Source organism: Pseudolabrys sp. Root1462 (assembly GCF_001426945.1).
Classification (GTDB): domain Bacteria; phylum Pseudomonadota; class Alphaproteobacteria; order Rhizobiales; family Xanthobacteraceae; genus Pseudolabrys.
This window is the reverse complement of record NZ_LMFS01000001.1, coordinates 2,219,477-2,243,951: the sequence shown is the minus strand read 5'-3', so window position 1 is coordinate 2,243,951 and position 24,475 is coordinate 2,219,477. Positions and strand designations below refer to the sequence as shown.

General features: G+C 64.2%; 27 protein-coding genes. 15 read left to right on the top strand and 12 right to left on the bottom strand.

From position 1 onward, the window contains the following. Positions 1–66 precede the first annotated feature (66 nt). From ASD45_RS10995 to ASD45_RS10985, 3 genes are read left to right on the top strand one after another with little or no spacing between them, the layout of a single operon-like run. Entirely contained in the window at positions 67–804 is a 738-nt protein-coding gene (locus tag ASD45_RS10995) for a DUF899 domain-containing protein (RefSeq protein ID WP_156380803.1), read from the top strand. Between the two features lie 46 nt (positions 805–850). After that, positions 851–1,597, top strand: coding sequence for a thioredoxin family protein (locus tag ASD45_RS10990; protein ID WP_056911517.1), 747 nt, complete (start codon positions 851–853; stop codon positions 1,595–1,597). A gap of 34 nt (positions 1,598–1,631) precedes the next feature. Beyond that, positions 1,632–1,874 (top strand): hypothetical protein, encoded by a 243-nt coding sequence (locus ASD45_RS10985; protein WP_056911516.1) that lies wholly within the window; start codon positions 1,632–1,634, stop codon positions 1,872–1,874. Positions 1,875–1,887: 13 nt separating this feature from the next. Here ASD45_RS10985 and ASD45_RS10980 read toward each other — a convergent pair whose 3' ends face one another. Continuing rightward, a complete protein-coding gene (locus tag ASD45_RS10980; RefSeq protein ID WP_056911515.1) occupies positions 1,888–2,289 on the bottom strand; it encodes a MarR family transcriptional regulator in 402 nt (133 codons plus the stop codon). Between the two features lie 226 nt (positions 2,290–2,515). Here ASD45_RS10980 and ASD45_RS10975 point away from each other — a divergent pair, with 226 nt between their 5' ends. Then, positions 2,516–3,490, top strand: a complete 975-nt coding sequence (locus tag ASD45_RS10975) for an alpha/beta hydrolase (protein ID WP_082540784.1) — start codon at positions 2,516–2,518, stop codon at positions 3,488–3,490. 38 nt (positions 3,491–3,528) lie between these two features. Beyond that, positions 3,529–3,879: an ArsC family reductase gene (locus ASD45_RS10970; RefSeq protein WP_056911514.1), complete on the top strand. Its 351-nt coding sequence runs from the start codon at positions 3,529–3,531 to the stop codon at positions 3,877–3,879. Here the strand turns inward: ASD45_RS10970 and ASD45_RS10965 are convergent. Continuing rightward, complete coding sequence (locus tag ASD45_RS10965) at positions 3,845–4,759, bottom strand: LysR family transcriptional regulator (RefSeq protein ID WP_056912718.1); 915 nt, start codon at positions 4,757–4,759, stop codon at positions 3,845–3,847. The two genes, ASD45_RS10970 and ASD45_RS10965, sit on opposite strands and share 35 nt — an antisense overlap. A gap of 2 nt (positions 4,760–4,761) precedes the next feature. Then, positions 4,762–5,808 (bottom strand): YeiH family protein, encoded by a 1,047-nt coding sequence (locus tag ASD45_RS10960; protein WP_082540960.1) that lies wholly within the window; start codon positions 5,806–5,808, stop codon positions 4,762–4,764. Positions 5,809–5,946: 138 nt separating this feature from the next. Between ASD45_RS10960 and ASD45_RS10955 the strand changes: the two genes are divergently transcribed. The 5 genes from ASD45_RS10955 to ASD45_RS10935 all read left to right on the top strand — a co-directional run bounded on the left by ASD45_RS10955 (position 5,947) and on the right by ASD45_RS10935 (position 10,871). Beyond that, positions 5,947–6,504: a flavin reductase family protein gene (locus tag ASD45_RS10955; protein ID WP_056911513.1), complete on the top strand. Its 558-nt coding sequence runs from the start codon at positions 5,947–5,949 to the stop codon at positions 6,502–6,504. Between the two features lie 196 nt (positions 6,505–6,700). Continuing rightward, positions 6,701–8,032, top strand: a complete 1,332-nt coding sequence (locus tag ASD45_RS10950) for a dicarboxylate/amino acid:cation symporter (protein WP_056911512.1) — start codon at positions 6,701–6,703, stop codon at positions 8,030–8,032. A 145-nt stretch (positions 8,033–8,177) separates the two neighbouring features. Beyond that, positions 8,178–8,696 carry an Rrf2 family transcriptional regulator gene (locus tag ASD45_RS10945; RefSeq protein WP_056911511.1) on the top strand — a complete coding sequence of 173 codons (519 nt, stop codon included), beginning with the start codon at positions 8,178–8,180 and terminating at the stop codon, positions 8,694–8,696. A 3-nt stretch (positions 8,697–8,699) separates the two neighbouring features. Then, positions 8,700–9,161 carry a carboxymuconolactone decarboxylase family protein gene (locus tag ASD45_RS10940; RefSeq protein ID WP_056911510.1) on the top strand — a complete coding sequence of 154 codons (462 nt, stop codon included), beginning with the start codon at positions 8,700–8,702 and terminating at the stop codon, positions 9,159–9,161. Positions 9,162–9,242: 81 nt separating this feature from the next. Next, positions 9,243–10,871: a peptide chain release factor 3 gene (locus ASD45_RS10935; RefSeq protein WP_056912716.1), complete on the top strand. Its 1,629-nt coding sequence runs from the start codon at positions 9,243–9,245 to the stop codon at positions 10,869–10,871. Here ASD45_RS10935 and ASD45_RS10930 read toward each other — a convergent pair. The 4 genes from ASD45_RS10930 to ASD45_RS10915 all read right to left on the bottom strand — a co-directional run bounded on the left by ASD45_RS10930 (position 10,846) and on the right by ASD45_RS10915 (position 14,573). After that, entirely contained in the window at positions 10,846–11,352 is a 507-nt protein-coding gene (locus ASD45_RS10930) for a hypothetical protein (RefSeq protein WP_056911509.1), read from the bottom strand. The two genes, ASD45_RS10935 and ASD45_RS10930, sit on opposite strands and share 26 nt — an antisense overlap. Before the next feature lie 20 nt (positions 11,353–11,372). After that, complete coding sequence (locus ASD45_RS10925; RefSeq protein WP_056911508.1) at positions 11,373–11,909, bottom strand: hypothetical protein; 537 nt, start codon at positions 11,907–11,909, stop codon at positions 11,373–11,375. Positions 11,910–12,171: 262 nt separating this feature from the next. Further along, positions 12,172–13,137: a tripartite tricarboxylate transporter substrate binding protein gene (locus ASD45_RS10920; RefSeq protein ID WP_056912715.1), complete on the bottom strand. Its 966-nt coding sequence runs from the start codon at positions 13,135–13,137 to the stop codon at positions 12,172–12,174. Positions 13,138–13,202: 65 nt separating this feature from the next. Continuing rightward, positions 13,203–14,573, bottom strand: a complete 1,371-nt coding sequence (locus tag ASD45_RS10915; RefSeq protein WP_056911507.1) for an FAD-dependent oxidoreductase — start codon at positions 14,571–14,573, stop codon at positions 13,203–13,205. 129 nt (positions 14,574–14,702) lie between these two features. On the opposite strand from ASD45_RS10915, the gene ASD45_RS10910 reads away from it, so the two are divergent. From ASD45_RS10910 to der, 5 genes are all read left to right on the top strand, one after another. Next, the gene (locus ASD45_RS10910; protein ID WP_156380936.1) at positions 14,703–15,284 is read left to right on the top strand and encodes an NnrU family protein; all 582 of its coding nucleotides are present in this window, start codon (positions 14,703–14,705) and stop codon (positions 15,282–15,284) included. 18 nt (positions 15,285–15,302) lie between these two features. Further along, positions 15,303–16,124: a 3-methyl-2-oxobutanoate hydroxymethyltransferase gene (gene panB / locus ASD45_RS10905; protein ID WP_056911505.1), complete on the top strand. Its 822-nt coding sequence runs from the start codon at positions 15,303–15,305 to the stop codon at positions 16,122–16,124. Between the two features lie 255 nt (positions 16,125–16,379). Next, positions 16,380–17,075, top strand: a complete 696-nt coding sequence (locus tag ASD45_RS10900; RefSeq protein ID WP_056911504.1) for a tetratricopeptide repeat protein — start codon at positions 16,380–16,382, stop codon at positions 17,073–17,075. A gap of 11 nt (positions 17,076–17,086) precedes the next feature. Further along, a complete protein-coding gene (locus ASD45_RS10895; RefSeq protein ID WP_056911503.1) occupies positions 17,087–17,635 on the top strand; it encodes a hypothetical protein in 549 nt (182 codons plus the stop codon). Between the two features lie 47 nt (positions 17,636–17,682). Then, positions 17,683–19,047, top strand: coding sequence for a ribosome biogenesis GTPase Der (gene der / locus ASD45_RS10890; protein ID WP_056911502.1), 1,365 nt, complete (start codon positions 17,683–17,685; stop codon positions 19,045–19,047). 36 nt (positions 19,048–19,083) lie between these two features. Here the strand turns inward: der and ASD45_RS10885 are convergent, their stop codons facing one another. The 5 genes from ASD45_RS10885 to radA form a co-directional block, all read right to left on the bottom strand. Beyond that, positions 19,084–19,830 (bottom strand): SDR family NAD(P)-dependent oxidoreductase, encoded by a 747-nt coding sequence (locus ASD45_RS10885; protein WP_056911501.1) that lies wholly within the window; start codon positions 19,828–19,830, stop codon positions 19,084–19,086. 129 nt (positions 19,831–19,959) lie between these two features. Continuing rightward, on the bottom strand, positions 19,960–20,643 hold the full coding sequence (locus ASD45_RS10880) for a glutathione S-transferase family protein (RefSeq protein WP_056911500.1): 684 nt from the start codon (positions 20,641–20,643) through the stop codon (positions 19,960–19,962). Positions 20,644–20,676: 33 nt separating this feature from the next. Then, positions 20,677–22,176, bottom strand: coding sequence for an amidophosphoribosyltransferase (purF, locus tag ASD45_RS10875; RefSeq protein ID WP_056911499.1), 1,500 nt, complete (start codon positions 22,174–22,176; stop codon positions 20,677–20,679). Beyond that, on the bottom strand, positions 22,176–22,805 hold the full coding sequence (locus tag ASD45_RS10870) for a CvpA family protein (RefSeq protein ID WP_082540783.1): 630 nt from the start codon (positions 22,803–22,805) through the stop codon (positions 22,176–22,178). The genes purF and ASD45_RS10870 overlap by 1 nt, the downstream gene beginning before the upstream one ends. A gap of 237 nt (positions 22,806–23,042) precedes the next feature. Next, a complete protein-coding gene (gene radA, locus ASD45_RS10865; RefSeq protein WP_056911498.1) occupies positions 23,043–24,449 on the bottom strand; it encodes a DNA repair protein RadA in 1,407 nt (468 codons plus the stop codon). Positions 24,450–24,475: the final 26 nt, after the last annotated feature.

The following is a 24,475-nucleotide window of genomic DNA, read 5'->3' as shown; positions in this document are numbered from 1 at the left end:
ACGGAGATGCACAAGATGGACACGTCAAAATCATCCCGGGACGAAGCGTCAGCGGCGCAGCCTACCATGAAAATGCCGCCGATCGTTTCGCCGGACGACTGGACCGCAGCGCGCGAGCAGATGCTGGTGAAGGAAAAGGCGATGATGCGCGCCCACGACGCGCTTGCCGCCGAACGGCGGCGCATGCCGTGGATGGCGGTGGACAAGGCTTATGTATTCGAGGGGCCGAACGGGAAGGCGAGTCTGCTCGACCTGTTCGAGGGCCGCCGTCAGCTGATCGTCTACCGCGCCTTCTTCGAGCCGGGCGTGCACGGCTGGCCGGAGCATGGCTGCATCGGCTGCTCGCTCGGCGCCGATCAGGTCGGCCACCTCGCGCACCTGAACGCACGCAACACCACGCTCGCCTATGCATCACGGGCGCCGCAGGCCGACATCGCGCGTCTCAAGGCGCGCATGGGCTGGGATATGCCCTGGTACACCATCACCGACAGCTTCGATGCCGATTTCGGCGTCGATCAGTGGCACGGCCATAACGCCTTCATCCGCGACGGCGAGCGCGTGTACCGCACTTATTTTATCAACAGCCGCGGCGACGAGGCCATGGGCACCGTCTGGAGCTATCTCGATATGACGGCGCTCGGCCGCCAGGAAATCTGGGAAGACTCGCCGGATGGCTGCCCGCAGGAGCGGCCGTACAAGTGGTGGAACTGGAACGACAGTTACATCGCGAACGCCGCGCCGGATCCGAAATGGGTCGCCGTATCGGACGCCGGCGAGGCCGCTTTCCGCAAGCGCGACGCTTGAGCGATACGCGCTTCGTTCAATCGCAGTTCGAAGAAGGAACAACACCATGACGATGCATACCGTTGTAACACGTGACAAGTGGCTCGAGGCGCGGCGCGATCTTCTCGCCGCCGAAAAGGACCTGACGCGGCGCAGCGATCAGGTCGCGCAACTGCGCCGGCAGTTGCCTTGGGTGAAGGTCGAGAAGGACTACGTGTTCGAGGGCCCGGACGGCCATCAGTCGCTGGCCGAGTTGTTCGACGGCCGCCACCAACTCCTGGTCCAGCACTTCATGCTGGCGCCGGGCGCGGAGGAGGGCTGCAAGAGCTGCTCCTACATGGCCGACCATACCGACGGCATGCTGCCGCATCTCGAGCACCGCGATACCACCTTCGTCGCCATCTCGCGGGCGCCCTATGCCGAGATCGTGCGCTTCAAGCGGCGCATGGGCTGGAAGTTCAGGTGGCTGTCGTCGCACGGCACCACCTTCAACTACGATTTCGGCGTCAGCTTCACGCCGGACGAGGCCGCCAGGGGCTCGCAGGCCTATAATTACGGCACCTCACATTACGGCCGCGAGGAACTGCCGGGCGTCAGCGCGTTCTTCAAGGACGACGCCGGCGAGGTGTTCAATACATACTCAACCTACGGCCGCGGCGTCGACGTGATGATGGGCACGTATCGGATGCTCGATCTGACGCCGAAGGGCCGCGACGAGGATGGCCTGGCGCACCCCATGGCGTGGGTGCGTCATCACGACCGCTACGAGCCGGCAAAGCAGGCCGCCGGTTCGTGCTGCGCCGCGCACTCCTGAAGGTGCCGTCATGCACCGAGCTCGCTCGAGCCGCATGCAAGCAGGCAACGATGCCGGGAGCGGTTCAGCCGCTCCTGGCCTCGCCCGGATGCTCGGTTTCGCCGCCATGCCGGTTTTTGCACTGATGGCGCTGTGGACCGGACTGTCCGGCGGGCCAAGCGACATGCTGTGCATGTCGACGCAGGGCTCATCGCCGCTCGATGGCATGGCGATGATGTACGGGCTGATGAGCGTGTTTCACGCCGCGCCATGGCTGCGGCTGGTTCAGCGGCGGTGATCGGGCCCGTGCGTTAATGTTTGGCGCCGGTACCGGCGTTGAGCTGGTCGCTCAGCGCCCGATGGAATTTCTGGATCTGGCGGTTGAGGCCCGCGAGTTGGGCTTCGCTCATGCCGCTGTTCTCCAGCAGAGCGTCGCCGAGGCATTTGCACTTGGTCAGCAGCGAGCGGCCGGCGGAGGTCAAATGCACGGTGACCTGTCGCTCATCGGCTGTGCTGCGCTTTCGCTGGACGAAGCCCGCCTGTTCAAGCCGCTTGACCGGCGGCGTCACGGTGCTCGATTCCAGTCCGAGCCGGGCGGCGATGGCGCCGATCGTCATGCCGTTGTTTTCGGCCAGTGCCGTCAGCATGAGATATTGCGGGTAGGTGATGCCCAGGTCGTCGAGCATCGGCTTATAGGTTCGCGTGATCGTCATACTGGTGGCGTAAAGCGTAAAGCAGATGTGTTCGCTAAGCGGACTGTGCACGGCAGGCGTTTTCCCTTTTCACGGCGCGGAAAGGCCGATTGCAGTCAGTGTATGGCATGCCCCCGCTAGGCGCAATTGATTATCGCGATAAATAATATCTTGACCGCAGGATGCCGGCGATTTAGAGAAATATATCGCGATAACAAATATCGCAGCAAGCAAAGTGGAGATTGCGATGAGCGAGACCAACGGAAGCGGAACCATCACCACCAAGGATGGCGCGACCATCTTCTACAAGGACTGGGGTTCCAAAACGGCGCAGCCGGTCGTCTTTCACCATGGCTGGCCGCTCACCGCGGACGACTGGGACACACAGATGCTGTTCTTCGTCCTCCAGGGCTATCGTGTCATTTCCCATGACCGCCGCGGCCATGGCCGCTCCAGCCAGACCGACACCGGCAACGAAATGGACACCTACGCAGCCGACGTCGATGCGCTTGCGGTCCATCTCGGCCTGAAGAACGCCATTCATGTCGGCCATTCGACCGGCGGTGGCGAGGTCGCCCGTTACGTCGCGCAATACGGCGGCAATGGTCGCGTCGCCAAGGCCGCGCTGCTCGGCGCCGTGACGCCGACCATGCTCAAGACCGCCGCCAATCCCGGTGGCCTGCCGCTCGAAGTCTTCGACGGCTTCCGCACCGCGACTGCCTTCAACCGCGCGCAATTCTTCCGCGATGTTCCCGCCGGCCCGTTCTATGGCTTCAACCGTCCGGGCGCCGCGGTGTCGCAGGGCGTCATCGACAACTGGTGGCGGCAGGGCATGATGGGCAGCGCCAAGGCGCATTACGACTGCGTCAAGGCTTTCTCGGAAACCGACTTCACCGAAGACCTCAAGAAGATCGATGTGCCGGTTTTGGTCATGCATGGTGAGGACGACCAGATCGTGCCGATCGCCGACTCGGCGCTGCTTGCGGTCAAGCTGCTTAAGAAGGGCGAGCTCAAGACCTACAAGGGCTTCCCGCACGGGATGGCGACGACCCATGCCGACGTCATCAACAAGGAATCTGCTGGCTTTCTTCAAGGCGTAACAACGCCGGTCGCGAGAGCGCAGACGCCCGCCATGTGCGGGCGTCTGTCGATTCTTGGACAGCGTCAGGCAGGTTTGATGCCGGCCGGCCGCGGCCCTTGCCTTGCTGCGCAAAGCGCCTGAATCTATCGCCGATAGGAATCATCAGGACGGCGATAGCCATGCTCATCACCATCTACGGCATCAAGAACTGCGACACGATGAAGAAGGCGCGCGCCTATCTGGAGAAGAAGGGCGTCGAATACGCTTTCCACGACTACAAGGCCGCCGGTATCGAGAAAGAAAGGCTGGAGAAGTGGGCCAAGAAGGCCGGTTGGGAGACCTTGCTCAACAAGGCCGGCACCACGTTCAAGAAGCTGCCCGACAAGGACAAGGAAGGACTGACCGAAGCGAAGGCGATCAAGCTGATGATGGCGCAGCCGTCGATGATCAAGCGTCCGGTATTGGAGATCGGCGGCGGCAAGATCCTGGTCGGCTTCAGGCCGGACGAGTACGCCGCGTCGCTTGGCTAGGCTTATTGGCGACCATCTTCAGCAATTCGCGCTCGGCCTGACTGACCCAGCGTTCGCGGTGGCGCAGCAAATAGAATTGCCGCATCGGCAGCGCGAAGTTCAACGCGACCAGCGCGCCGGACGCCAGCGCATCGGCCACGGCGAGGCGGGAGAGGGCGGCAGCGCCCGCGCCGTGCTCGACCGCGGCGCGGACGGCTTCGTTGCTCGGCAGTTCGAGGATAACGTCCAGAGACGCCGGTTCAATGCCGTGACGCGCCAGCGCAGCCTCGAAGATCGAGCGCGTGGCCGAACCGCGCTCCCGGAACACCCAGCGCAATGCCTTCATGTCAGCGGCATCCAGCGGGACGCGACGGCGCGGCGCATGGGCGGCGGCGGTGACGACGATGAGCTGATCGTCGGCGACCGGCTTGACCTCGAGCGTCGGATCTTCAACTTCGCCTTCGACGAAACCGAGATCGACTTCTCCCTCGCGCACCATCGCCGCGACGCTTTCGGTATTACCGATGGTGAGTCTCAACGCGATGCCGGGGAACTCGGCGCGGTAGCGCGCCATCAAAGGGGGCAGCCAGTAGCTGGCGACGGTCTGGCTGGCGGCCAGCGTCACGGCGCCGCGCTTCAGCCCAGCGAGATCGCTCAGCACGGTCTCGGCAGCGGCTGCGCGGGCGAGGACCGCGCGCGCTTCGGTAAGGAATGTTCGACCGCCCTCGGTGAGTTCGATGCGGCGGCCGACGCGATCGAACAGTTTGACGCCATGGCGCGCTTCGATGGCGCTGACCGCGGCGCTCACGGCCGACTGCGTCAGGTTGAGCGCGCGGGCAGCCTGCGTCACGTGCTCGCGCTCGGCGACGGCGACGAAGATGCGAAGCTGCTCCAGCGTCAGGGTCATGCGGTCGTGAGTTTCACCAGAACGAGGCTGAACAAGCCTATGAACAGGAAAGCGGCGAGGCCAAGCAGCAGCGGCCGCAGGCCTTTGAGCCGGAGTTTTGCGATGTCGGTCTCGAGCCCCATCGCCGCCAGCGCGACCGACAGCAGGAAGGTGGTGGCGGGCACGACAAAACCCATCACCTGGGCCGGGATATGGACGAGGCTGTTGAGGGCGACGAGCGCGATGAAGCCGAGCACGAAATATGGCATCGGCGCCGACTGGGTGCGGCCATGCCCATGTTCATCGGAGCGGCGGCGCGCGATCATACCAAGCACGATGATGAGCGGCGCCAGCAGCATCACGCGCGACAGCTTGGCAATGGTGCCGAAATAGCCGGCCTGATCGCCGTCCTGATAGGCGGCGGCGACGACCTGCGCGATCTCGTGGATCGATGAGCCGGCCCACAGGCCGTAGGCGTGCGGCGTCAGGTGCAACAGGCCCGGCAACAGCGGATAGACGAACATGGCGATCGAGCCGAATACCGTGACACACGCGACCGCGTAGGCGACGTCCTCGTCATGCGCGCCGGTGACGGTGTTGGTCGCGATCACCGCCGAGGCGCCGCAGATCGAGGTGCCGGCGGCGATCAGTTCGGCGAGCCGGTGTTCGACGCCCAGCACGCGCCCGAACCATTTGGTGAACATGAAGGTCGCCACCAGCGTTGTGACGATGACGACGACGCCGGCGACGCCGACCTCGGCGACCTGCGCGGCGGTGAGCTGGAGGCCGAGGAGGATGATGGCGAAACGCAGGATGCGCCGAAGCGAGAATTTAATGCCTGCTTTTGCGCGATCGGGCGTCCCGAAGATGTTGTGGAAGCCAATGCCGATCAGGATGGCGAGGATCATCGGGCTCAACACGGACATGCCGGGAATGAACCGCAGGGCAAAGCCGGCGGTCGCGATGGCCGAGGTCAGCGCGAGCCCGGGCAGGATGGCGACGAGGCCAGTCCGCAGGCGGATAGCGGTCGGAACAGGGCTGGAATCGGGCGCAACGGCGGTCATCAGGGCATTTCCGGAGGTGCGGTTGGAAAGGACAAAGCCGATCATGAGCGGTACCGAATGATCAATCCAATTCATTATATAGCACATAACGTTCGATTTAAACGAACTAATGGCCACGATGAGCGGCAGGAGCGAGCGATGAAACCGATCAGAAAATCCGATTTCCCGGTGTCCGAGATCCGCCGCTTTCTCGAGCCTGGACCGGTGGTGCTGGTGAGTTCGGCCTACAAGGGCGAGCGCAACGTCATGACCATGGGCTGGCACACAGTCATGGAATTCACGCCGGCGCTCGTCGGCTGCGTCATCGCCGAAAGCAATCATTCCTTCGACCTTGTGCGACGCTCGAAGGAATGCGTGATCAATGTGCCGACCGTCGAGCTCGCCGCGACGGTGGCGAAGATCGGCAACTGCTCCGGCGCCGACACCGACAAGTTCGCCAAATTCAAGCTGACGGCGGAGCGGGGTGAAATCGTTAAGGGGCCGCTGATCGGCGAATGCCACGCCAATCTCGAATGCCGGCTGCACGACGGCCGGCTGATCGGCGACTACAACTTCTTCATCTTCGAGGTGGTGAAGGCGCACGCGGCGCGCGCGCCGAAATATCCGAAGACGATTCACTACCGCGGCGAGGGGCAGTTCATGGTGTCCGGCCCATCACTGAACCTGCGCCGACATTTCCGGCCCGGCATGCTGTAATTGCCCACGGCAGTATCGACGCAATTTCTGGAGTTTAGCCCTGCCGCTTTCGTCTTTGGTCATAGACTGCCCGCGCACAGATTTCGTCTTTGCGCATAGCAAGCCGCGCTAGTTCTGCATGTCTCGGCTTGCTGGCCGATGAAGCTTCGGCCTATGTCCGCGGCGAAACCTCATTTCGCCAAAGGCGTTCCAAGTCATGCCCCAGACCTCAGTTGCCGCGGCTACCCGCGCGGCCCGCACCCCGTGGTACCGCATCCTCTACATTCAGGTGCTGATCGCCATCGCGATCGGCATCGTCCTTGGTCATTTCTGGCCCGATGTCGCCAAGCAGATGAAACCGCTTGGCGATGCCTTCATTGCGCTGATCAAGATGATGATCGCGCCAATCATCTTCTGCACGGTCGTGCACGGCATCTCGTCTATGGGTGACCTGCGGCGCGTCGGCCGTGTCGGCATCAAGACACTGGTTTATTTCGAGGTGGTTTCGACGCTGGCGCTGGGGATCGGTCTGATCGTCGGCGAATTGCTGCAGCCCGGCGCCGGCTTCAACATCGATCCGGCCAGCCTCGACGCTAATTCCGTCGCCACCTATGTCACGCGCGCCAAGCAGGACGGCATTGTCGCCCATCTGATGGCCATCATCCCCGACAGTTACTTCGGCGCGCTGGCCAAGGGCGACCTGCTGCAGGTGCTGCTGGTGTCGATCCTGTCCGGCTTCGCTATCGCCGCACTCGGAGAGCGGGGCAAGCCGATCGCCAGTGCCATCGACCAGGCGGCCAAGGTGTTCTTCGGCGTCATCCGCATGGTGGTCCGGGTGGCGCCGATCGGCGCCTTCGGCGCCATGGCCTTCACCATCGGCGCTTACGGCATCGGCTCCTTGAGCAAGCTTGCGGCGTTGATCGGCACCTTCTATCTGACCAGCCTGCTGTTCGTGCTGATAGTACTGGGCGCGATCGCACGGATGTCCGGCTTCTCGATCATCCGCTTCATCGGCTACATCAAGGACGAACTCCTCATCGTGCTGGGCACGTCGTCGTCGGAAACGGTGCTGCCGCAACTGATCCAGAAGATGGAGCATCTGGGCGCCTCACGACCGGTCGTGGGCCTCGTGGTCCCGACGGGCTATTCGTTCAACCTCGACGGCACCAACATCTACATGACGCTGGCGACTCTGTTTCTGGCGCAGGCGACCAATACGCACCTGACCATCTGGCAGGAGCTGGGCATCCTCGGCATCGCCATGATCACGTCGAAGGGCGCTTCGGGCGTCACGGGCGCCGGCTTCGTCACGCTGGCGGCAACACTCGCGATCGTGCCGGACATTCCGATCGGCTCGCTCGCGCTGTTGCTCGGCATCGACAAGTTCATGAGCGAATGCCGTGCGCTGACCAACCTGGTCGGCAATGGTGTCGCCTGTATCGTCATCAGCCGCTCGGAGGGCGAACTCGACAGGGAGGCGCTGAACCACACGCTGGCGCATCCGATATCCGAAGGCGAAGCATTGGAGCCCGGTGCGGCCCAGGCCTGATTTCCGATATCTCCAAAGACTGGGCGCGGTCCGGAACTTCCGGGCCGCGCTTTTTTATCGGCGGTTGACAGGTGAAGGAATCATGGATAGAAAATATCCACGATTGAATTTGACCCGGAGCAATTCGGGCAGAACGGGCGATCCGATGAAACTCGGCGACGGCGTTGAACAGGCGATCCATAGCGTGCTGGTGATGAGCGGCCTGTCGGAGACCGGCGTGTTGTCGGCCGCAGCGCTCGCGGAGTTTCATGGCGTATCGCCGAGCTATTTGCTCAAGCACCTGCAGGCGATGGCAGGGGCGGGGTTACTCGAATCCGTGCCGGGGCCGAAGGGCGGTTACCGGCTCGCCAAGGCTGCCGACAAGATCACGCTGCTCGACATTGTCCTTGCCGTGGAAGGGCCTGAGCCGGCGTTTCGCTGCGCCGAGATTCGCCAGCGCGGTCCGAACCCGGTCGCCCAGCATTTCTTCAAGATGCCGTGTGCGGTGAACGCCGCGATGCTCAAGGCCGAGCGCGCTTACCGCGCGGAGCTTAGGAAAATCAGGGTCGCCGATCTTGCAGGCGACTCCGGCGGCGCGCTCGGCAAGGCGATCGCCACGCGCACCTGCGCTTTCTTCGATCTGCATGAACGCAACCGATCCACAACCACCACGTCAAAGGAGTAAGTCATGAAGACCCGTTTCGATTTCGCCGCCGTTGCGCCGGAGGCTATGAAGGCAGCGATCGCGCTCGAGATGCATTGCAAGAACAGTGGGCTGCCGGCGCGGCTGTTTCACCTGATCAAGCTGCGGGCGTCGATTATCAACGGCTGTTCCTATTGCGTCGACATGCACGCGAAGGAGTCGCGCGCCGATGGCCTTTCCGAGCAATGGATCCGCCTGGTCTCGGCCTGGCACGAGTCGACGGTGTTTACCGACGAAGAGCGCGCGGTGCTGGCGTTCACCGACTCGCTGACCCTCGTGGCGCAGACCCGGGCACCGGATGAGGACTACGACGAATTGCGCAAGTTCTTCTCGGAAGCCGAGATCGCCAAGATCATCATGGTGATCGGCGCCATCAATGTCTGGAACCGGATTGCCGTCGGCACCCGCAAGAAACATCCGGTCGACGCCGCCGCCAAAGCCGCCTAAGCGGCGACTGACCGGGCATTGGGCCCGGCTTAGGCAGGGAAAACCCTTGAAAACAGGTGCTTTCCCTGCCACATGCCGACCATGGACCAGCCCGTTGCCAGCGCCGATTCGGCCCCGAAACTACGGAATTCGTCGCCCCTGGCGGCAGAAGTCGATCGCCGGCGCACCTTTGCGATCATTTCGCATCCCGACGCGGGCAAGACCACGCTGACGGAAAAGCTGCTGCTGTTCGGGGGAGCCATCAATCTCGCCGGCCAGGTGAAGGCCAAACGTGACCGCCGCTCGACCCGCTCCGACTGGATGTCGATCGAAAAAGAGCGCGGTATTTCGGTCGTCACCTCGGTGATGACCTTCGATTACGAAGGCCGCGTCTTCAATCTGCTCGATACGCCGGGCCATGAGGACTTCTCGGAGGACACCTATCGCACCCTGACCGCGGTCGATAGCGCGGTCATGGTGATCGACGCCGCAAAGGGCATCGAGGCGCGCACGCGCAAGCTTTTCGAAGTCTGCCGGCTGCGCGACATTCCGATCATCACCTTCATCAACAAGATGGACCGTGAGAGCCGCGATCCGTTCGAGATCCTCGATGAGATCGAGAAGACGCTGGCGCTCGACACGACGCCGATGACCTGGCCGATCGGCATGGGTCGCGACTTTGCCGGCACCTACGATATCCGCCGCGGCGACATGCGGCTGATGACCGAGGACTCGAAAGACGCGCAATCTCAACCGCTCGATCTCAAGATGCTGGCGGCGAAGAACCCGATGCTCGACGCCGAGGCGATTGCCGAAGAACTGTCGCTGGTGAAAGAGGCCTGCAAGCCGTTTGATTTTGCCGCCTTCCGAGAGGGGCATCTCACGCCGGTTTATTTCGGCTCCGCGCTGAAGAATTTCGGCGTCAAGGATCTGCTGGACGCTCTGGCCGAGTTTGCGCCGTCGCCGCGGCCGCAGAAAGCTTCGAGCCGCATGGTCGAGCCGGAAGAGAACGACATGTCGGCCTTCGTCTTCAAGATCCAGGCCAATATGGATCCCAACCATCGCGATCGCATCGCGTTCGCGCGCCTGGTATCAGGCAGGCTGCGACGCGGCATGCGCGCCAAGCTGGTGCGTACCGGAAAGCCGATGACCTTGTCGGCTCCGCAGTTCTTCTTCGCGCAGGACCGTTCGATTGCCGATGAAGCCTTTGCCGGCGACGTCGTCGGCATTCCCAACCACGGCACTTTGCGCATCGGCGATACGCTGACCGAGGGTGAGGACATCAAGTTTCTCGGCGTGCCGATGTTCGCGCCGGAAATCCTGCGCCGCGTCAAGCTCGGCGATCCGATGAAAGCCAAGAAGCTGAAAGAGGCTTTGCAGCAGATGGCGGAAGAGGGCGTCGTGCAGGTGTTCCGGCCGCTCGACGGCGCGCCGGCCATGGTCGGCGTCGTCGGTTCGCTGCAGCTCGATGTGCTGAAGGTGCGCCTCAACGACGAATACGGCCTGGAGATTGGCTTCGATCAGCCGGAATTCCAGCTCGCGCGCTGGATCTCCTGCGACGACGACAAGAAGCTCAACGACTTCGTGCAGGCCAACTATTCGTCCTGCGCCGAGGACCTCGACGGCGACAAAGTGTTCATGGCGCGCAACCAGTTCGTCCTCGATTACACCGGCGAACGTGCCCCGGGTATCGTCTTCACCGATATCAAGGACGTGAAGAAGGCGGAATAGGCGCTGTGGCCGCGCGGAACGAGCCTAGGCGGGCGGTGAGATTGGCCTCCAGTGCGCGCCAGTTCGGCACGTCCTCAGTTCGATGCCGGAATGCGATATGGCGCGGGCCATCCAGAAATTGATGCTGGCAAGACGGCTCGTTGGAATTGTCGCCGCCGTAGCAATCGATCAACGTTACGCCGGCGCCGGAGTTGTCGACATAGCGGGTGTGCGCTTTCCCGAGCACTTGGCGGGTCAAGCCATAGGCGCTGTCCTGCCGCTGGCCGGCTGTGCTCGACGGTGTTTGCAGCAGGCTTGTGAGCCAAACCGAATTCCATTGGATGAATACCTCGTCGCGGTGTCGCCCCGAGGCGGATGCCGCCGGCGTGAATTCAGGCGGGACCATTTGAAGCGCCAGGTAGCGACCGGACCCGCCGCTCCAGCGCGGCCGGTAGGTCAGCGGAATGCGGTAGGCCTCGTGCTCCGAAAGGCGGATAAACACGCTATCGGCGGGATTGGCGATCAGCTTTGGCAGGCGGTCAGTGAAATTCTTGTCCGGCTCGCAAACGATCGCCGGGCCGTAGCCGGCGTTCTATCGTTCAAGGTTCCGGGGACGAACTGGCGCTTATGATAGGACCAGTGAAAAAGCTGCGCTCCTGCCGGGTCCGCGACGACAAGGATGGCGTGGTGCATCATCGAACGGCCAGACGCTGTCGCGGCGCGCATGGTCAGCGGTGACAGATCGAGCAGAGTGCGCGCCGGCGTATAGTCGGACGGCGACGCAACCTGAATGCAGAAAGGCCGGCCGGATGCGCTGACCTCTGCTTGGCCCATGACCGTTGCGGCCATATAAATTGCGCCGACGAATCCGACTATCGACGCTGCCGCGAAACCGATGGCGAGATTTGCGCTATTCCTGGTGGCGTGGCGCCACACAGTGATTGCGGCGAATATGGCAGTGATGGCGATGGCGTAAAGAAGCCAGGGGCGTACCGGAATTTGCGCCAGCACGTAGAGCCAGGTGACACCCGCGATAAAGCCGAGGCCAAGATATCTCATGCCGACCGCCTGGATATTGCACCGGTTTTCACTATCGGCAGGTCAGCCTAATCAATCGTATAGAGAGCCAGTAAAAGAATGCTCCAATGTAGAAATGAACGCGCGCCAGGGATCGTCTTCAACGATATCAAGGACGTGAAGAAGGCGGAGTAGGGATTGTCATTCCGGGGCGCGCTGAAAGCGCGAACCCGGAATCCATAACCATAGCTGCGGAGTATGGATTCCGGGCTCGCCACTTCGTGGCGCCCCGGAATGACGAAAGCTAATTCACTTTAATATCCGCCGCCTTGATGACCGGACCCCAGCGATCGATTTCGCCGTCGATGCGCTTGCGGAATTCTTCCGGCGTCGAGCCGACCGGCGCCATAAGCTGCACCGCGAGCTTCTCCTTCACCTCGGGCATGTTGATGATGGCAACGACGTCCTTGTTGATCGCGTCGACCATCGCCTTCGGCGTGCCGCCGGGCGCGATCAGGCCCATCCAGGCGTCGGCATCGACGTCGATGCCGCTTTCCTTCAAGGTCGGCAAATCCGGCAGATAGGGCGAGCGCGCCGCGGTCGAGACCGCAAGCGCCTTGACCTTGTCGGCCTTGGCTTGCGCCATGACCGAAATGGCCGGCAGGCAGGCCATCTGCGCGTCGTTGCGGATCACCGCGGTCACAGCCTCAGGCGAGCTCTTGTACGGCACGTGCACCAGCTTGACGCCGGCCTTGATGGCGAGCGCTTCCATGGCAAGGTGCGACAGCGAGCCATTGCCGATCGAGGAGAAGTTATACTTGCCCGGATTGGCTTTGATCAGCGCCACCAGGTCTTTCACCGAATTCACCTTGAGGTCATTGTTGACCATCAGCACGCTCGGCTGGGTGATGAGCTGGGTGACGGCGGCGATGTCCTTCTTCGGATCGTAAGGCAGCGACGAGAACAGCAGCGTATTGATCGCCAGCGGTCCGCCGATCGACACGCCGATGGTCGAGCCGTCCGGCGTCGCCTTGGCGACCGCATCGGTGCCGGTGTTACCGGAGGCGCCGGCCTTGTTCTCGACGATGAAGGTCGAGTTCGGATATTTCTTGCCGAGCTGATCGGAGATGATGCGCGCCACCAGGTCGGGGGTCGAGCCGGGGCCGAACGGCGCGATGATGCGCACACTCTTTGGCGGCCAGTCTTGCGCGTGGGCAGGCAGCGCCAGAGCGGCGAGCGCCACAAGGCCGATTGCGATCCGTTTGAACATCAAGGTCTCCTCCACATGTTGTCTTGAGCGTCCTGTTGAAGGATCGCGTCGGTCGATGAATTCGATCAGGTAGCGTCGCGTCCGAGATAAACGCCGTCGCGCGCCAGCGTCGCTTGCAGTTCGCCGACGGGAATATCCGCATTGCCGCCGTTGCCCGCAAGCGAAAGATGCGCCGCGGTGCCGGCGGCCTGGCCCATGACAAAACAGCCGCCGGACACGCGCGCCGCCGATTGGCCCTCATGGGACATCGAGGCGCAACGGCCGGCCGCCATCAGGTTGTCGAAGACTTTGGCCTGCGCATTGACCGCCAGCAGCATGCGGTAGGGCAGGTGGTTGAAACCGCGCGAGCCGGGCTCCGGCCAGCGCCAGATCACGTCGCCGGCGGCGTGGTTTTCGATCGGCCAGCCATTGACGCCGATGGTGTCGTCGAAGCTGGCACAGGTGAGGACATCGTCCGCGGTGAGTTCGTAAAGCCCCTTGACGCGCCGCGTCTCGCGCACGCCGAGCTGCGGCGGGATATCGACGACATAGGCATTTTCAAAGCCCGGCGCCTCGCGGCGCAGGAAGTCGAAGAACGCCATGGCCTGTTTGCGGCCCTCGATCTCGCCTTGGGAGAGTTCGAGGGCGTCGGTGGCGTCGACGGCGTCGCCGTCGGCGTTCTTGACCTGCGTGACGTTGACCCGCCACTCGCTGTTGTGCTTCTGCGGCCGGATGATCGCGCCCTTGCGCGGAAACGTGACGCCGCGCTTCTCGGCTTCCTCCATCAGGCTGCCGATCGCGCGGGACGAAATCGCCGCCTTGTCCGGATCGACGCCGTTCAGGCGGAACATCATGGTCGGATAGAGCATGTTGCCGTGCGCGTCGCCCTTCTCGAAGGCGGCGCCGGCGAAGGCGGCGAGATCGCCGTCGCCCGAGCAGTCGATGAACGACCGCGCCAGCACCGCGCCGCGGCCGGACTTGTCCTCGATCAGCAGCGCCTTGATTTGCGTATCGCTGTCCATCACCACGCCGACGGCGAGCGCGTGAAAGCGGATGTCCACCTTGTGCGCGAGCAGCAGATCGTCGGCAGCGCATTTGAACGCCGCGGTGTCGTAGGCCTGCGCCATGATCCGGGTGCCGAAGCCGTAATGCGGCGCGTTGAGGCCGCCGAGCCTGTCGATGCGTGCCAGGAGATCGTCGGCGATGCCGTGTACGACCTGCTTGTGTTCGCCGTGTACATTGGCGTGCAGGCCGCAGAAATTGGTGACGCCGGCGGCGGTGCCCATGCCGCCGAGAAAGCCGTAGCGCTCGACCAGCAGCACACGGCGGCCGTGCTGTCCGGCGGCGGCGGCGGCCGCGATGCCGGCCGGCCCGCCGCCCAGCACCACTACGTCATATTCGCCGACGATCGGCGTTTGCCGAGACGGTTCGGTGATGGCGGAAGGGCTTGTGGCCATTGGCGGATTTCCGGCGGTTGCAGTGCGGTATTCGGCTTGCATTGCGAAGCTCTATCGCCTCTACTGCGCCGCCGATAGCGGCGTCAATGCAAGACCGGGTGACGCATGAATAATGGCTTGAACAATAATCTGGGCCTGATCGTCCTCATTCTCGGACTGGCGATCTTTCACGCCTCGCATCTGTTCGTGCGCCGACGCGACGCGCGTGCAGCCGCGATCGAGCGCCTCGGTGTCACCGGCTATCGCATCGCGTTTTCGATTGTCTCGATCGCCGGCCTGGCAATGATCGTCTGGGGCTTCGGCCACTATCGCGCGACCGGCTGGATCGATGTCTGGTATCCGCCGGCCTTCATGCGCCACATCACAGAACTGCTGATGCTGTTCGCGTCGGTCTTCATCGTCGCGGCGTTTATCCCGAGCCACATCACGGTGAAGCTCAAGCATCCGATGCTGGCATCGGTGAAAACCTGGGCGCTGGCGCATCTGCTGGCGAACGGCGATCTCGGCTCGATCCTGCTGTTCGGCTCGTTCCTGGCCTGGGGTGTCATCGCGCGCATCGCCGCCAAGAAGGCCGGCGAAGCCGGCGCCGTCACGGCGCCGTCCGGGTACATCAACGACGTCCTTGTCGTCGTGATCGGCCTCGCGCTCTATTTCGCGCTCGGCTTCTACTTCCATCCTTATCTCATCGGCGTGCCGGTGTTTACGCGTTAACTGCCCGGGAGACTTAACGTGTCGGTTCAGGAACAGATCAAGCGCTTCACCGCGCCGGATATTCGCGCGCGCAAGGGCGGCGAGCCCATCGTGATGCTGACGTCGTATCACGCGCATACGGCGCGTCTCGCCGACAAATACTGCGACGTCATTCTCGTCGGCGACTCGCTCGGCATGGTGATGCACGGCCTCGAGACCACGGTGCCGGTCACGCTCGACATGATGATCCTGCAAGGCCACGCGGTGATGCGCGGTTCCTCGCGCGCGCTTGTCGTCGTCGACATGCCGTTCGGCACGTACGAGGCGTCGAAGGAACAGGCCTTCATGAGCGCGGCGCGCGTCATGAAGGAGACCGGCTGCGGTGCCATCAAGATGGAGGGCGGCGCACGCATGGCGGAGACGATCCGCTTCCTGGTCGAGCGCGGCGTGCCGGTGATGGCGCATGTCGGCCTGACGCCGCAGTCGATCAACACCATCGGTTCGTTCCGCGCCCAGGGGCGCGATGAAACCGACTGGGCGCCGATCGAGCAGGATGCGCTGGCGGTGGCCGAAGCGGGCGCTTTCTCCGTGGTGCTCGAGGCGATCGCCGAGCCGCTCGGCCGCAAGATCACCGAGGCGGTCTCGATCCCGACTATCGGCATTGGCGCCTCCGTCGCCTGCGACGGCCAGGTGCTGGTGATGGAGGACATGCTCGGTTTGACGCCGCGGGTGCCGAAATTCGTCAAGCGCTTCGGTGACCTCGGGCCAGGCATCGAGAAGGCGATGGCGAGCTATGCCGCCGAGGTCCGCGCCCGGACTTTCCCGGCGCCCGAGCACACCTATCCGATGAAGAAGAAGTAGGCTCGGGTCATTCCGCAGCGGACCGCTTCGACGCGCCATGGGCCGCTCTGGACTCCATCCGCTGCGGCGTCGGGGATATGGATTCCGGGCTCGCGGCCTTAGGCCGCGCCCCGGACTGACGCGCAGCCGTGCTAACCCCCTGAATCTCAAGGCTTGTCGGGGCGCTTTTTGCCTTGCGGCCGCCATATCGTTAGGTTACGCCGCCTGTTGCCCGGCAGGGGCGGGGGTCTGATCGATTACGGCTGGGAGCCTTAAGTGGCCGATATTTTTAATGAAGTTGACGAGGAAGTCCGGCGCGAGCGCCTGAAAGCGCTGTGGGACCGCTACAGCCTTCTCATCATCGCCGTTGCCGTGTTGATCGTCGCCGGCATCGGCGGCTGGCGTGCCTACGAGTATTGGACGGGGCAGAAGGCGGCAGTCGCCGGCGCGGCTTTCGAAGAGGCCGTGGTCCTGAGCGAGCAGGGCAAGCATGCCGAGGCCGAGAAGGCCTTCGCCAAGGTCGTCGGCGAAGCGCCGCAGGGCTATGCCGTTCTCGCCCGCTTCCGCGAGGCGTCCGAACTGGCTCAGGCCAATCCCGGCAAGCCCGCCGATGCCGTGAAGGCTTACGATGCGATCGCCGCCGATGGCAGCCTGGGCCAGGCCTGGCAGGATCTTGCCACCTTGCGCGCCGGCCTGTTGCTGGTCGACAGCGCGCCTTTTGCCGATCTGAAGAGCCGGCTCGAGCCGATTACCGCGGCCGGACGGCCCTATCGGCACACCGCGCGCGAACTGCTGGCGCTGTCGGCCTGGCACGCCAATAACGCGGCCGAGGCCAAGCGCTATATCGATATGCTGACGGCCGATGGCCAAACTCCGCCCGGCGCGCGTCAGCGCATGGATGTGCTGACTGCGCTCATTGCCGGTGAAGGCAAGGCGACTGAAGGCGCGCCGAACGACGGCAAGAAAGGTTGAGGGCAAAGCCGATGCGAAACCTGCGACGCATCGTTTTGTGGGCCGTGCTGGTCGGCGTGACGCCGATGATCGCCGGCTGCGCCAATTTCGATCCTGACAGCCTCGACATTTTCGGTCTCAACGAAAAGAAGAAGCTGCCGGGTCAGCGCGAGGATTTGTTCCCCGGCGGCGTGCCGGGCGTCACGCAAGGCATTCCGCCGGAATACCGCAAGGGCGCGCAGGAAGCGCCGGATCCGGGCTACAACCTGCCGGCCGAGCCGGGGGCGAAGTCCGCAGCGGCCGATACCTCTGCTGCGGGTGCAGCTCCCGCCGAACCGGCAAAGCCGAAGGCCAAGCCGAAGCCGAAGGTACGGCAGGCAGCGCGCCCCAAGCCGACCCGCATCAATGCGACCCCCGCGCAGGCTGCGCCGACCCAACCGGTCGAAGCACAGCCGGCACCCGCGCCCGCCGCCCAGCAACCGGCGGCGGCCCCGGCTTGGCCCGCGCCAGCGCAGGGCTCGACATCGTCGTCGAGCTCGTCATGGCCGGCGCCGCAGCCATCCGGTACCTTCCAGCGTTGATAGGGCGGCCCGGTTAGGGCCGTTCGTCGCGCGCAGATCGGCTTTTCATGAGCTTCACCGTCGCCATCGTCGGCCGGCCCAATGTCGGAAAATCGACGCTGTTCAACCGCCTGGTTGGCCGGCGTGTCGCGCTGGTCGATGACCGGCCGGGCGTGACGCGCGATCGCCGCGAAGGTGAGGCGCGGCTCGGCGACCTCGACTTCACCGTGATCGATACCGCCGGTTTCGAGCAATCGGGCGCCGAGACCTTGTCCGGCCGCATGCGGGCACAGACCGAGACGGCGATCGAACAGGCCGACGCCGTATTCTTCGTCATCGATGCGCGCGCCGGCGCGCTCCCCGACGACCGCGCATTCGCCCAGTTGGTGCGCAAGTCGGGCAAGCCCGCCGTGCTGATCGCCAACAAGATGGAAGGCAGAGCGGGGGAATCCGGGCGTCTCGACGCCTATTCACTCGGGCTCGGTGAGCCGGTGCCGCTGTCCGCCGAGCACAATGAAGGCCTGCCCGATCTCTACGACGCCCTGCGTCTGGCGCTGCCGGAGTTGACCGCGGAAGCGATCGAGAAAGTCAAAGATCCGTATGCGCCGCATCCCATCCGCGTTGCCATCGTCGGCCGCCCCAATGCCGGCAAGTCGACGCTGATCAATCGCCTGATCGGCGAGGATCGTTTGCTGACCTCGCCGGAGGCCGGCACGACGCGCGATTCAATCGCGGTCGAGATGGAATGGCATGGCAATCATTTCCTCATCCATGACACCGCCGGCATACGCCGCCGTTCGCGCATCGACGAGAAGCTCGAAAAGCTGTCCGTCAGCGAGTCACTCAATGCCATCCGCTTTGCCGATGTCGTCGTCGTGCTGCTCGATGTCGACAACGCATTCGAGGAGCAGGATCAGAAGATCGCCGACCTTGTCGAAAGCGAAGGTCGCGCGGTGGTGATCGCGATCAACAAATGGGATCTCAAGGACCGCGCTCCCGGAGACATATCGCGGCTGCGCGAGAAGGCCCGCGAGAAGTTGATGCAGTTGCCCGACGTGCCGCTGGTCGCGGTCTCGGCGCTGACGGGCGAGGGGCTCGACCGTCTGATGCAGGCGATCATCGATGCTTATGCGGTGTGGAACAAGCGCATCCCGACCAGCGCGCTCAATCGCTGGTTCGAAGACGCCGTTTCGGCGCATCCGCCGCCGGCGGTGTCGGGCCGCCGTCTGCGGCTCAATTACATCACGCAGGCCAAGGCGAGGCCGCCGAGCTTCATTGTGTTCTGCACCCGCGCCGATGCGGTGCCCGACGCCTATAAGCGTTATCTCACCAACTCGCTGCGCGAAGCTTTCGAGATGCCGGGCACGCCGGTGCGCCTGACGTTGCGTGAGAAAGCCAACCCGTTCGAGGGGCGGGCGAAAAGGAAGCACTGATTGTCTTGTCCCTCCGGTGGAGGGCGAAGCGCCGACCTATACCGGCGCCTGAAACGTCAGAAATTTCGCCGCGCGATAATCGTAAACCTTGCCGCTCTCGGTGCATGACGGCAGGCACAACGGCACAATGGCCTTTGCAACTTCGTCGGGCGGCGGCAGTGTGTCCGGATCGACGCCCGGCCAGCCGCTGGCATACATGCGCGTGCGCGTCGGACCGGGATTGAACAGGTTGACGTTCACCCTCGTCGTCGCGTTTTCGGCGGCGTAGCTTTGCGCCAGCGCATTGAGCGCAGCCTTGCTCGCGCCGTACACGCCGGTGTAGGCGCGCCCCATCCAGCCAAGCCCCGAAGTAATGAACACCGCGCGGCCGGCGGGCGCCGCCTGCAGCAGCGGGTCCATGGTGCGGATGAGCTGCCAGTTCGCCTTCACGTTGACGGCGTAGATGTTGTCGAAGTCCTTGGGCTCGGCATGCGGCAGCGGTGACAGCGGCCCGAGAATACCGGCATTGCCGACCATGACGTCGAGGCGCTTGTAACGATCGTGGATCGCCAGCGCGAGACGGGCGATGCCGTCCATGTCCTTCATATCGACCGGGACGAGCGTCGCCGTCCCTCCTGCCGCCTTGATCTTGTCGTCGAGTTCCTCGAGACCGCCGACCGTGCGGGCGACCGCGACGACGTGGGCGCCGGCCTCCGCCAATTGCAGCGCCAGCGCCGCGCCGATGCCGCGCGAGGCACCGGTGACGAGGGCGATTTTGTCGGAAAGCGGCTTCAAGGCGGTCATCACTCAACCCTCGGCGTGAGGAGGCCGCGGATACGGCCGTCTCGAAGGATGAGGCCTCATGGCTCGAGACGCGCTCCTTCGGAGCGCTCCTCACCATGAGGAGCGACGCAGGTCAAGTCGGCAGGCTGGTTACCGGCTGGCGGCAACCGCATCGGCAATGTAGCCCGGCGACTCGCGCCTCTGTGATGTCAGCCAGGCGCCCATCCGGCCGATGACGGTGCGCACGGCGGGCCGGGCGAGCACGCGTGTCCGCCAGTCGAGCAGCCGGGGCGTGGTCTCGTTCATCATCGCGCCTTTCCGTTCGCCGTAGAACTGCGCCATGAACAGGGCGATGTCGGCATAGGAAAAGGCGCCCGCGATGAAATCCCGACCGGCGAGGTTCGCATCCAATTCGGCATAGTGCCGATAGGCCTTGGCGACCGCGTCGACGGCAACCGGATGCTGCGGCGTGTCTTCGAGACCGAACAGCCGGACAATGTTCATGAACACGATTTCATCGGATTTGAGCTCGAGGAGCCGGGCCTGCGCGCGCGGCACGGCGTCCTTCGGCCAGAGCGCCGGCTCCGGAAAGGCATCCTCCAGATATTCAAAGATCAATGTTGAATCGAAGATTTCGAGGCCGTCGTGGACCAGCACCGGCACCTGCCGCTTGGGGTTGATGCGCATGACCTCCGGGTGCACCGGGTCATAGCGATCGCCCGCCGCGAAGGGGACCATGACGAGTTCGAATGGCACGCCTTTTTCGCGCAAGGCGATTTCCGCCTTGGCGCCGAACATCGAGAGCGGCCCGGAATAAAGCACGATCGGTGCCATCACGAGGCCTCCTGCAGCAACAGGGAGATGAGTTCAGACCGCTTCCGACAGCAGCGAGAGCTGCCGCGGCGTATCCTGCTGCTCGAGGTCGGTCAGCGAGGTCGGATAGTCGCCGGTGAAGCAATGGTCGGTGAACTGCGGCTTGGCGTTGTCACGGCCGGGCAGGCCCATGGCGCGGTAAATGCCATCGACCGACAGGAACGCGAGCGAGTCGGCGCCGATGAACCGGCGCATGCTTTCGAGATCATGCGTGGCGGCGAGCAGTTTGTCCCGGTCGGGCGTATCGATACCGTAATAGTCCGGATGCGTGATCGGCGGCGACGAGATGCGGAAATGCACCTCGCTGGCGCCGGCGTCGCGCATCATCTGCACGATCTTGCGCGAGGTCGTGCCGCGGACGATCGAGTCATCGACCAGTACGATACGCTTGCCCTGCACCACGGCGCGGTTCGCCGAATGCTTCATGCGCACGCCCTGATCGCGGATCGCCTGGGTCGGCTGGATGAAGGTGCGGCCGACGTAATGATTGCGGATGATGCCGAGCTCGTAGGGGATGCCGGTCTTTTGCGAATAGCCGAGCGCGGCGGGCACGCCGGAGTCCGGCACCGGCACGACGACGTCGGCGCCGGCCGGGGCCTCGCGGCCGAGCTCGGCGCCCATCGCCTTGCGCACGTTGTAGACGTGGCGGCCGCCCACGATGGAGTCGGGACGGGCGAAATAGATGTACTCGAAGATGCAGGGCCGCGCCGCCTGCGGCGGGAACGGCTTGTGCGAGTGCGCGCCTTCCTCGTCGAACACGACGACTTCGCCGTTCTCGACGTCGCGCACATATTCGGCGCCGATGATGTCGAGCGCGCAGGTTTCCGAGGTCACGATCGGACAGCCATCGAGCTTGCCGATGACCAGCGGCCGGATGCCGAGCGGATCGCGGGCGCCCAGCAGTTTCTTGTTGGTGAGGCCGACGAAGGCGTAGGCGCCTTCCAGCTGGCGCAGACCCTCGATGAAGCGGTCGACGAAACGGTTGCGCTTGGCGCGGGCGACGAGGTGCAGGATGACCTCGGAGTCGCTGGTCGACTGCATCATGGCGCCGTCGCGGATCAGTTGCCGGCGCAAGGTGAGGGCGTTGGTGAGGTTGCCGTTGTGGCCGACGGCAAAGCCACCGCCTTCGAGTTCGGCGAACAGCGGCTGGACGTTGCGCAGGATGGTTTCGCCGGTGGTCGAATAGCGGACATGGCCGATCGACGCGGTGCCCGGCAGCCGGTCGATGACTTCGCGCCGCGAGAAGGTGTCGCCGACGAGACCGAGACGGCGCTCGGAGTGGAAGCGCTGGCCGTCGAACGAGACGATGCCGGCGGCCTCCTGGCCGCGGTGCTGCAGGGCGTGCAGGCCGAGCGCGGTGATGGCGGCGGCGTCGGGGTGGCCGAGAATGCCGAACACGCCGCATTCCTCGCGTAACCGGTCCGCGAAAAGATCGAGGTCCTCCGGTTTGTGCTGGTCAAAGCCGGAGTTTGCATCCTGCATCTGGTCTGGCATCAGCGGGTTCCCAGTTTCGGGTCGTGCTGCGGAACCGCAGCCACACGCACGGGCACGCTCAGTTCTGACCGCTGGCCGGGCGCGCTATCCGGCGGCGCATCCTGGTCGGCCGGCTTCGGCTTCTTCAACTTCTGTAAGATGGTGCTTTCGGGGTCGTCCGGCAACATGCCCTTGAGCCAATCCCCCGTGCTCTTGAGCACGACTTTCGACTTGGCGCCGCTGATCCAGGCCGGTTGGCTGCGATCGGGCACCAGCCAGTCGAAAAACAGATAGGCGACCACCACAATCAGCAGGCCTCGGCCGAGCCCGAACAGGAAGCCGAGGGTGCGATCGAGCGCGCCGACCCGGCTGTCCAGCACCATGTCCGAAATCCGGACCGTGATGATCGAGACGATCAGCAGCGTGACGATGAAGATGGCGCCGACGGTAACCGCGGTGGCGACCGTCGTGCTGGAGATGTAGCCCTGGGCGATCGGCAGCGCCTTGGCGAAGGTATAGAGCGTGACCAGCGCGGCGATGACCCAGGCGCCGATCGACAGGATCTCGCGCATGAAGCCGCGGATCATGGCGAGCAGCCCCGAGATCAGCATCACGACGAGGAGGAGAATGTCGAGCAAGGTGACGGGCATGCCAGGCTTTTCCAAGCGCTCCGCGAAACGGCATCGGCGCGGCACCTGCCCACGAAGCGGCCGGCACGGCGAATCCAAAGCCCTTGTTTCCCAAAGCCGTCTTGGCGGCTTACGGGCAGGGCGTCAACATCGGCCTTAAGTGCTTTAGGTCAGGCTCGTTTTTGCCCACAGCCACGAGCCGGGAAGGCACCCTGGCGGCGGGAAGCGCGCCCTCTATAGCGGGGCGATACCGCGCCGTCACCCGTCTTTTGACCGCGGCTGCTGCGCGACCGGGCGGGGCTTCCCCAATGCGGCAATATCCGCAACCAGGCTGGCAAGGGCGCCGACGCCCGAAATCTTCAGCGCCGGGTCGCCGCTCTCGCCGCGGACCGCGTCCGGCATCACGACGCGGACAAAGCCGAGCTTGGCCGCTTCCTTGAGCCGCGCCGGGCTGCGGCTGACCGGGCGGATCGCCCCGGACAGCGACACCTCCCCGAAATAGACGGCATCGGCCGGCAGCGGAGAATTCGCCAGCGATGAAATGAGGGCCGCTGCGGCGGCAAGGTCGGCCGCCGGTTCATTGATGCGCATGCCGCCGGCGACATTGAGATAGACGTCGTAGCCGCCCAATTTGACGCCGCAATGCGCTTCCAGCACCGCCAGAACCATGGCCAGGCGGCTCGAATCCCAGCCGACCACGGCCCGTCTTGGCGTTCCCAGAGACGTCGGCGCGACCAGCGCCTGAATTTCGACCAGCAGCGGCCGCGTTCCCTCCATGCCGGCAAAGACGGCGGTGCCGGGCGAGCCGAGATCGCGCTCGGACAGGAACAGTTCCGACGGGTTCGATACCTCGCGCAGGCCCGACCCGGTCATCTCGAACACGCCGATCTCGTCGGTCGGACCGAAACGGTTCTTCACCGCCCGCAGGATGCGGAACTGGTGCGAGCCTTCGCCTTCGAAGGACAAGACGGCATCGACCATGTGCTCGACGACGCGCGGGCCCGCGATCTGGCCATCTTTGGTGACATGGCCAACCAGGATCACCGCAGCGCCGGAGCGCTTGGCAAAGCGGATCAAAGTCTGCGCTGCGCCACGCACCTGGGTGACGGTGCCGGGCGCGCTTTCCACGGCGTCGGTCCACATGGTCTGGATCGAGTCGATGATGATCAGCCGCGGCACCTTGCCTTCGGACAAGGTGGCGATGATGTCCTCGACCGAGGTCTCCGACGCCAGTTCGACCGGGGCATCGGACAATCCCAGGCGCTCGGCGCGGAGCCGTACCTGGGCGGCGGCTTCTTCGCCGGAGATATAGACGGCGCGATGGCCGGCGCGGGCAAGGGCCGCGCTCGCCTGGATGAGCAGCGTCGATTTACCGATGCCGGGATCGCCCGCCATCAGGATGACCGAGCCGCGGACAAAACCGCCGCCGGTAACGCGGTCGAGTTCATTGACCCCGGACGCCAGACGCGGTGCGTCCTTGGCTTCGCCGGTCAGCGGCTCGAGCTTGAACAGCCGGCCCTTACCGGGTTTGCGTGGCCCGGCGGGGCGATCCCCACCTTCTTCGGCCAGGGAATTCCACTCGCCGCAGGCCTCGCACTTGCCTTGCCAGCGCGGCGCCGCCGCGCCGCAGTTCTGGCAGATAAAGGCAAGGCTGCGCTTCGACATGGCGAGAATCGTCCCCGAAATGGTCC

Coding starts and splice junctions, on each gene's coding strand:
- ASD45_RS10995 (WP_156380803.1), top strand. CDS start 67: ATGAAAATGCCGCCGATCGTTTCGCCGGACGACTGGACCGCAGCGCGC.
- ASD45_RS10990 (WP_056911517.1), top strand. CDS start 851: ATGACGATGCATACCGTTGTAACACGTGACAAGTGGCTCGAGGCGCGG.
- ASD45_RS10985 (WP_056911516.1), top strand. CDS start 1,632: ATGCAAGCAGGCAACGATGCCGGGAGCGGTTCAGCCGCTCCTGGCCTC.
- ASD45_RS10980 (WP_056911515.1), bottom strand. CDS start 2,289: ATGACGATCACGCGAACCTATAAGCCGATGCTCGACGACCTGGGCATC.
- ASD45_RS10975 (WP_082540784.1), top strand. CDS start 2,516: ATGAGCGAGACCAACGGAAGCGGAACCATCACCACCAAGGATGGCGCG.
- ASD45_RS10970 (WP_056911514.1), top strand. CDS start 3,529: ATGCTCATCACCATCTACGGCATCAAGAACTGCGACACGATGAAGAAG.
- ASD45_RS10960 (WP_082540960.1), bottom strand. CDS start 5,808: ATGACCGCCGTTGCGCCCGATTCCAGCCCTGTTCCGACCGCTATCCGC.
- ASD45_RS10955 (WP_056911513.1), top strand. CDS start 5,947: ATGAAACCGATCAGAAAATCCGATTTCCCGGTGTCCGAGATCCGCCGC.
- ASD45_RS10950 (WP_056911512.1), top strand. CDS start 6,701: ATGCCCCAGACCTCAGTTGCCGCGGCTACCCGCGCGGCCCGCACCCCG.
- ASD45_RS10945 (WP_056911511.1), top strand. CDS start 8,178: ATGAAACTCGGCGACGGCGTTGAACAGGCGATCCATAGCGTGCTGGTG.
- ASD45_RS10940 (WP_056911510.1), top strand. CDS start 8,700: ATGAAGACCCGTTTCGATTTCGCCGCCGTTGCGCCGGAGGCTATGAAG.
- ASD45_RS10935 (WP_056912716.1), top strand. CDS start 9,243: ATGGACCAGCCCGTTGCCAGCGCCGATTCGGCCCCGAAACTACGGAAT.
- ASD45_RS10925 (WP_056911508.1), bottom strand. CDS start 11,909: ATGAGATATCTTGGCCTCGGCTTTATCGCGGGTGTCACCTGGCTCTAC.
- ASD45_RS10920 (WP_056912715.1), bottom strand. CDS start 13,137: ATGTTCAAACGGATCGCAATCGGCCTTGTGGCGCTCGCCGCTCTGGCG.
- ASD45_RS10915 (WP_056911507.1), bottom strand. CDS start 14,573: ATGGCCACAAGCCCTTCCGCCATCACCGAACCGTCTCGGCAAACGCCG.
- ASD45_RS10895 (WP_056911503.1), top strand. CDS start 17,087: ATGCGAAACCTGCGACGCATCGTTTTGTGGGCCGTGCTGGTCGGCGTG.
- der (WP_056911502.1), top strand. CDS start 17,683: ATGAGCTTCACCGTCGCCATCGTCGGCCGGCCCAATGTCGGAAAATCG.
- ASD45_RS10885 (WP_056911501.1), bottom strand. CDS start 19,830: ATGACCGCCTTGAAGCCGCTTTCCGACAAAATCGCCCTCGTCACCGGT.
- ASD45_RS10880 (WP_056911500.1), bottom strand. CDS start 20,643: ATGGCACCGATCGTGCTTTATTCCGGGCCGCTCTCGATGTTCGGCGCC.
- purF (WP_056911499.1), bottom strand. CDS start 22,176: ATGCCAGACCAGATGCAGGATGCAAACTCCGGCTTTGACCAGCACAAA.
- ASD45_RS10870 (WP_082540783.1), bottom strand. CDS start 22,805: ATGCCCGTCACCTTGCTCGACATTCTCCTCCTCGTCGTGATGCTGATC.
- radA (WP_056911498.1), bottom strand. CDS start 24,449: ATGTCGAAGCGCAGCCTTGCCTTTATCTGCCAGAACTGCGGCGCGGCG.